Consider the following 10,676-nt stretch of genomic DNA (forward strand, 5'->3'; position numbering starts at 1 on the left):
TTGTTTTTTGTATTAACTTAAAAAATACGTAACTTTCAATAGTGAATTTTAAAAAATATTAAAACTATGGAATATCGTATTGAAAAAGATACAATGGGGGAAGTAAAAGTTCCTGCAGATAAATATTGGGGTGCACAAACAGAAAGATCCAGAAACAATTTTAAAATTGGTCCCGAAGGTTCAATGCCTCATGAAATTATTGAAGCGTTTGCATATTTAAAAAAAGCAGCAGCTTTTACCAATGCAGAATTAGGAGTACTTCCTGTAGAAAAAAGGGATTTGATAGCTACAGTTTGTGATGAGATATTATTAGGTCAGCTTGCTGATCAATTTCCTTTAGTAATATGGCAAACAGGATCAGGAACACAATCCAATATGAATGTTAATGAAGTTATATCTAATAGAGCGTTAGTACTTAAAGGTGGAAAATTAGGAGATAAAAGTCCTATACACCCCAATGACGATGTTAACAAATCGCAATCATCCAACGATACTTACCCGACTGCTATGCATATAGCAGCCTACAAAAAAGTAGTATCTCATACACTTCCAGCGGTAGAAGAATTGAGAAATACTCTTCACGAAAAATCATTACAATTCAAAAATATTGTTAAAATTGGTCGTACACACCTGATGGATGCTACTCCTTTAACTTTAGGTCAGGAATTTTCAGGTTATGTGGCGCAACTTGATTATGCGATAAAGGCAATCAAACATACATTGTCACATTTATCGGAATTAGCATTAGGAGGAACAGCTGTTGGAACAGGATTAAATACTCCGCAGGGATACGATACTAAAGTAGCGGAATATATTTCTTCATTTATAGGATTGCCCTTTGTGACTGCTCCAAATAAATTTGAAGCTTTGGCATCACACGATGCTATTGTTGAAACACATGGTGCATTAAAACAATTAGCAGTAAGTTTATTTAAAATAGCACAGGATATACGTCTGATGGCATCTGGCCCGCGAAGTGGTATTGGTGAAATATTCATACCTGAAAATGAACCTGGATCTTCAATTATGCCTGGAAAAGTAAATCCAACTCAAAACGAAGCTATGACTATGGTTTGTGCACAAGTTTTAGGAAATGATACAGCAATTTCTTTTTCAGGTACCCAGGGAAATTACGAGCTAAATGTTTTCAAACCAGTAATGGCCTATAATTTTCTTCAGTCAGCCCAACTTTTAGGAGACGCATGTTTATCATTTAATGAACATTGCGCTGTTGGAATAGAACCTAATGATTCAAGAATAAAAGAATTAGTAAATAATTCATTAATGTTGGTTACAGCATTAAATACCCATATAGGATATGAAAATGCAGCTAAAATTGCTAAAACTGCACATAAAAATGGTACAACGTTAAAAGAAGAAGCCGTCAATCTGGGGCTGGTAACAGCAGAACAATTTGACGAATGGGTAAGACCGGAAGATATGGTAGGAAGTATGAAATAAAATAAAAAGGGGAATTAATTCCTCTTTTTACTTTTTGAATTATTAATTTAATGTTAATGTTCGTGTAATCTATTATTTATGATAAGTATTGGTATTGTTTTTGAAATATTATATCAGATTCAAGAAAAAAATATTTTTTATCTTAAAATATAAAAGATAAATAAGTATACAATTAAAAATTTAAATTAACTGCAATAAAAAGCTTGAAATATTTGAAATTCAGTTTTATAAAATCAAGGATTGAACACAGGAAGTTTTAACTACAAAATTAAAAAAATTAAATTTAGTAATAAAACTAAAAAATATGATATATGTTTTAACAGGAATGCCGTATTTAGTACTGTTAAATCCATAAATGATTAGTATATTTGCATGGAAAAATTGATATAAAATATGTCTAACAACACTAGCAAAATAAAGAAAATAGGAGTGTTAACTTCAGGAGGAGATTCTCCGGGAATGAATGCCGCTATCAGATCAGTGGTAAGAACTTGTAATTACTACGAAATTCAATGTAGTGGAATAAGAATGGGATATGATGGATTAATAAATGGGCATGTTGTTGATTTAGGACCACGCTCAGTAAGAAACTTAATCAACAGAGGAGGTACCGAATTAAAATCGGCACGTTCCGATGAATTCAGAACTCCCGAAGGTAGAGCAAAGGCAGCTCAAACAGTGAAAAAATATAATATTGATGCTTTGGTTGTTATCGGAGGTGATGGTTCCTTTACCGGAGGTATGACTTTACAGAAAGAACAAGGAATACCATTCATAGGAATACCAGGAACTATTGATAACGATATTTTTGGTACTGATTTCACCTTAGGTTACGATACCGCATTAAATACTGTAGTTGAAGCTATAGATAAAATAAGAGATACAGCAACATCTCATAATCGGGTTTTCTTTGTAGAAGTAATGGGTAGAGATGCAGGCTTTATAGCATTAAATAGTGGTATTGCAACCGGAGCTCTTGATATTCTGATACCAGAAGAAAAAGATAGCATCGAAGATTTATTTTCTGCCTTTGATAATGCTAAAAAAAAGGGCAAAATCTCAAGCATCATTGTAGTAGCTGAAGGGGAAAAATTAGGTGGAGTTTATGATCTTGCTAAGTTTACTAAAATGAAATATCCGGAATTTGATGTCAGAGTAACCGTCTTAGGACATATACAGAGAGGTGGTTCCCCTACGGTAGCAGACAGGGTATTAGCATCTAGGTTAGGAGTTGCTGCTGTTGAAGGTTTAATGGCAGGTAAATCCAATGTTATGGCAGGAATGCAATCAAATAAAGTAGTATTTACCCCTATCGAAGAAGCAATAAAAAAACATAATGAAATAGATAAAGAGCTGATTAAAGTAGCTAACATCTTATCTATGTAATCATTTTTTAAAATAATTTAAATAACAATTAAAAATAAGTATTATGTCAAAAATTAAAGTTGGTATTAATGGTTTCGGTCGTATTGGCCGATTAGTATTTCGTGCAGCACAAGACAATGATAATATTGAAATAGTTGGAATTAATGACCTTATAGACGTTGAGTATATGGCTTATATGCTAAAATACGATACAATACACGGACAATTTAAAGGAAGCGTTGAAGTTAAAGACGGTAAATTAGTTGTTAACGGTAAAGCTATAAGAGTAACTGCAGAAAGAAATCCTGCGGATTTAAAATGGAATGAAGTAGAAGCTGAGTATGTTGTTGAATCTACAGGGCTATTTTTATCTAAAGATAAAGCACAAGGTCACATTGATGCAGGTGCAAAATACGTAGTTATGTCTGCTCCTTCTAAAGATGATACTCCTATGTTCGTTTGTGGAGTTAATGATAGCTCATACGTAAAAGGAACTCAATTCGTATCTAATGCATCTTGTACAACAAACTGTTTAGCTCCTGTAGCTAAAGTTTTAAATGATAAATTTGGTATCGTTGAAGGTTTAATGACAACTGTGCATGCAACAACTGCAACTCAAAAAACAGTTGACGGACCTTCAGTTAAAGACTGGAGAGGTGGACGTGCAGCTGCCGGAAATATTATCCCTTCATCAACAGGAGCTGCAAAAGCAGTAGGAAAAGTAATTCCTGAGTTAAACGGTAAACTTACAGGTATGGCTTTCAGAGTTCCAACTTTAGATGTATCTGTAGTTGATATAACTGTACGTTTAGCTAAAGAAACTTCTTACGAAGATATTTGCAAAGCAATGAAAGAAGCTTCAGAAGGTGAATTAAAAGGAATTTTAGGTTATACAGAAGATGAAGTAGTTTCTTCAGACTTTATTTCTGATCCTAGAACTTCCATCTTTGACGTTAAAGCAGGTATTCAGTTAAGCCCTACTTTTGTTAAAGTGGTTAGCTGGTACGATAATGAATGGGGATACTCAACTAAAGTGGTTGAATTAATTTCCAGAATGGCTAAAATAAACGGATAGTCAATTTATTAAATCGTTGATATTTGTTAAAGCCGTCTTTAAAAGATGGCTTTAACTGTTTTATATCTTCAGCTAGTTCGTCACTATTTATAATAAGTTCTTAAATATGAGTTGAAAAATGAATTCTTAGTGTTTTTGAGCTAAGCTTATTTTATCACCCATAAAATATTGTAGTAATTCAATAATAAAAAAACAATTTAAAGTAGGATTATAAAAAATAAATACTATCTTTGCACCCTCAAAGAGAATATAACTGAAATTAAAGATATAAGATAATATAACAATGAAACGTACATTTCAACCTTCAGAACGTAAGAGAAGAAACAAACACGGCTTCCGTGAAAGAATGGCGACAGCTAATGGAAGAAAAGTCTTAGCAAGACGAAGATCAAAGGGCAGAAAGCAATTAACTGTTAGCGCTATTAGAGCTAAAAGATAACTTGCTTAGAACATATCTAATAAGTAAAATCGCTAAATTAATTTTTAGCGATTTTTTTTGTTTTAATATTTTTGAGTTTTTTCATTGCTTATGCGTTAAAAAGCTAATTACACTTTTTATGTATGTTTTATAAAATATTTTCTTAGTTGAATTTGTTTTTTGTTTATTAAATATAAATTTATTTTTTTTAAATCTTTTATTGTGTATTTTATGATACATTATTTATATAAATAATATATATATAAATATTTAATTCCCATTAAAATAATTGGATATATTTGTAGGCGTAAAATTAATTTACTAATATGCAGATATCATCACGTTTATTCTTTCTCATACTACTTTTAGCGCTCTTAACTTCTAAACAATTATATTCTCAAAGAGATATATCTTTAGTAAATGGAGGATTTGAAAGTCCGTCTTTCAATTCATTAGACGTTCATTTTCTACATCAGAATTCAGTTCCTGGTTGGTTGACGACAGCTGGAGATAAAATGATAGAGATATGGACATTAGGAGGTGTCTCAAGTGAAGTTGTTTATTCAGTTGAGGGAAAGCAACATGCAGAGCTTAACGCTAATATGGTTTCTACCTTATATCAGGTGTTAAATACAGAACCCGGAAAAAAAATGCGATGGTCATTATATCACAGAGGAAGAAGAGGAACTGATGAAATGGAATTGCGAATAGGAAGTTCTTTAAATTCTTATGTGGTCGTACAAGATAAAATATCAACAGGAAGATCTTGGAAATTGTATAAAGGAACTTATACAGTTCCTTTCGGACAAACCAATTCATATTTTATGTTTGCAAGTATAAGTGCTGCTGGAGGTAATCCTACTGTTGGTAATTTTTTAGATGATGTTCGTTTTTCATATACTTCGGAGTTAACATTAACAAAGAGTGCATCATCCACAGTCGTTACCAACGGAGATGTGATTACAATTACAATAGATGTGAAAAATGTAGGTGGAACTTCGACAGAACAAACATTAGTTACTGATAAAATACCAGAAGGGACAGTGTATCAGGCTGGTTCCCTAATTGTAGATGGATTGGCCCAAACAGATGCTAACGACAATGATAAAGCTTATATTACAGGAACAAACTTGAACTATAAATTAGATAAAATTGCAAAAGGAGGAAACACTGTAATTTCTTTTAAAGTCAAAATACTGAATTGCGAAAAACTGGTAACCTCTCCAGAAGCTGTGGCAACTTATTTTGATGAATTTTTTACAGATGAACAATATACAAGTAAATCTAATCAGGTAACTATTCAACCAGTAATGAAGCCTATCAGTTTAGAAATTATATATCCTTCATGTCCCAATGGTTCAGCTACATTAAATATAGGTATTCAGCCAAAAGATCATACTATAATTTGGACAATGCCTGACGGCAGTACAATGTCTGGTTCAAATAGCAGTATTATTGTTAATGAATCAGGAATTTATAAAGTGTTGGTTAAGTCCCCTCAAAATTGTGAATCATCGGTGAGTAAACAGGTAACTATACAGAAAGGTTTAATAGTCAACTTAGGAGCCGACCGAAGTATTTGCCAGGGAAGCTCTACCACTTTAGATGCCGGAAATGCAGGCAGCACCTACCTTTGGAGTACCGGAGCCACTACCCGGAGCATAGAAGTTACCCAGGCAGGAACCTACAGTGTGGTGGTAACCGATACCAACGGCTGTCAGGGAAGCGGTTCAGTAAAAGTAACAGTTAATGCGTTACCGGTAGTAAACTTAGGAGCTGACCGAAGCATTTGCCAAGGAAGTACAACGGTATTAGATGCCGGCAATACAGGCAGCACCTACCTTTGGAGTACCGGAGCCACTACCCAAAGCATAGAAGTTACCCAGGCAGGAACCTACAGTGTGGTGGTAACCGATACCAACGGCTGTCAGGGAAGCGGTTCAGTAAAAGTAACAGTTAATGCGTTACCGGTAGTGAACTTAGGAGCTGACCGAAGCATTTGCCAAGGAAGTACAACGGTATTAGATGCCGGCAATCCAGGCAGCACCTACCTTTGGAGTACCGGTGCCACTACCCAAAGCATAGAAGTCACCCAGGCAGGAACCTACAGTGTGGTAGTTACCGATGCCAACAGCTGTCAGGGAAGAGATGAAATTAAAATAACAGTTAATGCGTTACCGGTAGTAAACTTAGGAGCCGACCGAAGCATTTGTCAGGGAAGTACAACGGTATTAGATACCGGCAATACAGGCAGCACCTACCTTTGGAGTACCGGAGCCACTACCCAAAGCATAGAAGTTACCCAGGCAGGAACCTACAGTGTGGTGGTAACCGATACCAACGGCTGTCAGGGAAGCGATGAAATTAAGATAAGTATAAACCCACAACTCAGCGTAGATTTAGGAGCCGACCGAAGTATCTGCCAGGGAAGCTCTACCACTTTAGATGCCGGCAATGCAGGCAGCACTTACCTTTGGAGTACCGGAGCCACCACCCAAAGCATAGAAGTTACCCAGGCAGGAACCTACGGTGTGGTGGTAACCGATGCCAACGGCTGTCAGGGAAGCGATGAAATTAAAATTACAGTAAATCCACAACTCAGCGTAGATTTAGGAGCTGACCGAAGCATTTGCCAGGGAAGCTCTACCACTTTATATGCCGGCAATACAGGCAGCACTTACCTTTGGAGTACCGGAGCCACCACCCAGAGCATAGAAGTAAACCAGGCAGGAACCTACAGTGTGGTGGTAACCGATGCCAACGGCTGTCAGGGAAAAGGTTCAATAAAAGTAACAGTTAATGCGTTACCGGTAGTGAACTTAGGAACCGACCGAAGCATTTGCCAGGGAAGTACAACGGCATTAGATGCCGGCAATACAGGCAGCACTTACCTTTGGAGTACCGGAGCCACCACCCAAAGCATAGAAGTTACCCAGGCAGGAACCTACAGTGTGGTGGTAACCGATGCCAACGGCTGTCAGGGAAGCGGTTCAGTAAAAGTAACAGTTAATGCGTTACCGGTAGTGAACTTAGGAACCGACCGAAGCATTTGCCAAGGAAGTACAACGGTATTAGATGCCGGCAATACAGGCAGCAGCTACCTTTGGAGTACCGGAGCCACTACCCAAAGCATAGAAGTAAACCAGGCAGGAACCTACAGTGTGGTGGTAACCGATGCCAACGGCTGTCAGGGAAGCGGTTCAGTAAAAATAACAGTAAATCCACTTCCGGTAGTAAACTTAGGAGCCGACCGAAGTATCTGCCAGGGAAGCTCTACCACTTTAGATGCAGGCAATGCAGGCAGCACCTACCTTTGGAGTACCGGAGCCACCACCCAAAGCATAGAAGTAAACCAGGCAGGAACCTACAGTGTGGTGGTAACCGATGCCAACAGCTGTCAGGGAAGCGATGAAATTAAAATTACAGTAAATCCACTTCCGGTCGTCAACTTAGGAGCCGACCGAAGCATTTGCCAGGGAAGCTCTACCACTTTAGATGCCGGCAATGCAGGCAGCACCTACCTTTGGAGTACCGGAGCCACTACCCAAAGCATAGAAGTTACCCAGGCAGGAACCTACAGTGTGGTGGTAACCGATGCCAACGGCTGTCAGGGAAGCGATGAAATTAAAATTACAGTAAATCCACAACTCAGCGTAGATTTAGGAGCTGACCGAAGCATTTGCCAGGGAAGCTCTACCACTTTATATGCCGGCAATACAGGCAGCACTTACCTTTGGAGTACCGGAGCCACCACCCAGAGCATAGAAGTAAACCAGGCAGGAACCTACAGTGTGGTGGTAACCGATGCCAACGGCTGTCAGGGAAAAGGTTCAATAAAAGTAACAGTTAATGCGTTACCGGTAGTGAACTTAGGAACCGACCGAAGCATTTGCCAGGGAAGTACAACGGCATTAGATGCCGGCAATACAGGCAGCACTTACCTTTGGAGTACCGGAGCCACCACCCAAAGCATAGAAGTTACCCAGGCAGGAACCTACAGTGTGGTGGTAACCGATGCCAACGGCTGTCAGGGAAGCGGTTCAGTAAAAGTAACAGTTAATGCGTTACCGGTAGTGAACTTAGGAACCGACCGAAGCATTTGCCAAGGAAGTACAACGGTATTAGATGCCGGCAATACAGGCAGCAGCTACCTTTGGAGTACCGGAGCCACTACCCAAAGCATAGAAGTAAACCAGGCAGGAACCTACAGTGTGGTGGTAACCGATGCCAACGGCTGTCAGGGAAGCGGTTCAGTAAAAATAACAGTAAATCCACTTCCGGTAGTAAACTTAGGAGCCGACCGAAGTATCTGCCAGGGAAGCTCTACCACTTTAGATGCAGGCAATGCAGGCAGCACCTACCTTTGGAGTACCGGAGCCACCACCCAAAGCATAGAAGTAAACCAGGCAGGAACCTACAGTGTGGTGGTTACCGATGCCAACGGCTGTCAGGGAAGCGATGAAATTAAAATTACAGTAAATCCACTTCCGGTAGTCAACTTAGGAGCCGACCGAAGCATTTGCCAGGGAAGCTCTACCACTTTAGATGCCGGCAATCCAGGTAGCACCTACCTTTGGAGTACCGGAGCCACTACCCGTAACATAGAAGTCACCCAGGCAGGAACCTACAGTGTGGTGGTAACCGATGCCAACGGCTGTCAGGGAAGCGGTTCAGTAAAAATAACAGTAAATCAACTTCCGGTAGTAAACTTAGGAGCCGACCGAAGTATCTGCCAGGGAAGCTCTACCACTTTAGATGCCGGCAATGCAGGCAGCACCTACCTTTGGAGTACCGGAGCCACTACCCAAAGCATAGAAGTAAACCAGGCAGGAACCTACAGTGTGGTGGTAACCGATGCCAACGGCTGTCAGGGAAGCGGTTCAGTAAAAATAACAGTAAATCAACTTCCGGTAGTAAACTTAGGAGCCGACCGAAGTATCTGCCAGGGAAGCTCTACCACTTTAGATGCCGGCAATGCAGGCAGCACTTACCTTTGGAGTACCGGAGTCACTACCCAAAGCATAGAAGTTACCCAGGCAGGAACCTACAGTGTGGTAGTTACCGATGCCAACGGCTGTCAGGGAAAGGGTTCTGTAAAAATAACAGTTAATGCGTTACCGGTAGTCAACTTAGGAGCCGACCGAAGTATCTGCCAGGGAAGCTCTACCACTTTAGATGCAGGCAATGCAGGCAGCACCTACCTTTGGAGTACCGGAGCCACTACCCAAAGCATAGAAGTAAACCAGGCAGGAATTTATAAGGTTACCGTTACTAATAAAAACGGTTGCTCTTCCTCTTCTTCAATTCAGATCAACTACTATGAAACTCCACAAATCAAAGAAATTAAGATTAACGGAAATGATGTAGAAGTATATGCCATAGGAAAAGCCCCATTGGAATATAGTCTGGATTTAATCAATTGGCAAAGTTCTCCGTTTTTTACAGGATTAAAGCCTAAAATATACCATGCATACGTAAGAAATGCTTTAGGTTGTATAAATGGCCCATTAGTTTTCAGTATACTGTATATCCCCAATATCATTACACCGAATGGAGATGGAATCAATGATGTCTGGCACATTAAAGGACTAGAAATATATTCAGGTAGCAGTATCACTATTTTTGACAGATACGGAAAACTTCTTTTAAAACAGAAAATTGATAAAGAATTCATCTGGGATGGCAAATATTTAGGCAGGAACCTTCCGAGTTCCAGTTACTGGTATATTTTAGATCTTACCGATGGAAGAAGACTGACCGGGTGGATTGCTATTAGAAACCATGATTCGATTAGATAATTATAGTATGCTTTAAAAACAATAAGCAATATTCACACCCTGATATGTTATATCAGGGTATTTTTATATAATTAGGTATATATATAAAGAGTATTAAAAAAATGCGATGAGAATAATAGTAAAATAAGTATTAATAGATATAAGTCGAAATTATGAGCGGGCGTCAAATGATTTTGACGCCCGCTCGAATATAAGAACCCGTTCGTATGATTTAACCATTAATTTAAATATTAGTTTTTGTACAACTATAGATATTGCAGAACGACATCCCAATTAAAAAGGGGGGGGAGAATTAAGTATATCATAGAATAGATGATTAAAAATAGAGGAGGAGGATAAAGAAATAAAATCGTGTTAACATTGGGAAATAGAAGAAGTGAGAGAATTGGAAAAAAAAAGGTTAGAAAAAGTTAATAATTTATCTAATTGTTTAATAGCGAGTTATAGGTTTGGGGTTAAAAAAAGTCAAAAAAAAGTACAGAAATATTTGGAGGATAAGAAAAAGTCTGTATCTTTGCACTCGCAATCCGGAATTACTGAGATAACGAAAGTAGCGAAG

General features: G+C 38.5%; 5 protein-coding genes. All 5 read left to right on the forward strand.

All coding sequences use genetic code 11. The features are described from left to right. The first annotated feature begins 66 nt into the window (after nucleotides 1–66). The 5 genes from fumC (at nucleotide 67) to EQ921_RS11420 (ending at nucleotide 10,117) form a co-directional block, all read left to right on the forward strand. Nucleotides 67–1,461, forward strand: coding sequence for a class II fumarate hydratase (fumC, locus tag EQ921_RS11400; RefSeq protein ID WP_128331741.1), 1,395 nt, complete (start codon nucleotides 67–69; stop codon nucleotides 1,459–1,461). Nucleotides 1,462–1,854: 393 nt separating this feature from the next. Then, nucleotides 1,855–2,847 (forward strand): 6-phosphofructokinase, encoded by a 993-nt coding sequence (gene pfkA / locus EQ921_RS11405; RefSeq protein ID WP_128151868.1) that lies wholly within the window; start codon nucleotides 1,855–1,857, stop codon nucleotides 2,845–2,847. Between the two features lie 43 nt (nucleotides 2,848–2,890). Further along, a complete protein-coding gene (gene gap, locus EQ921_RS11410) occupies nucleotides 2,891–3,901 on the forward strand; it encodes a type I glyceraldehyde-3-phosphate dehydrogenase (protein ID WP_128151870.1) in 1,011 nt (336 codons plus the stop codon). A 283-nt stretch (nucleotides 3,902–4,184) separates the two neighbouring features. Next, nucleotides 4,185–4,340: a 50S ribosomal protein L34 gene (gene rpmH, locus EQ921_RS11415; protein WP_128151872.1), complete on the forward strand. Its 156-nt coding sequence runs from the start codon at nucleotides 4,185–4,187 to the stop codon at nucleotides 4,338–4,340. A 305-nt stretch (nucleotides 4,341–4,645) separates the two neighbouring features. Next, on the forward strand, nucleotides 4,646–10,117 hold the full coding sequence (locus EQ921_RS11420) for a T9SS type B sorting domain-containing protein (RefSeq protein WP_128331742.1): 5,472 nt from the start codon (nucleotides 4,646–4,648) through the stop codon (nucleotides 10,115–10,117). Nucleotides 10,118–10,676: the final 559 nt, after the last annotated feature.

It is taken from the genome of Apibacter sp. HY039 (assembly GCF_004023655.1).
In the GTDB taxonomy this organism is placed as follows: domain Bacteria; phylum Bacteroidota; class Bacteroidia; order Flavobacteriales; family Weeksellaceae; genus Apibacter; species Apibacter raozihei.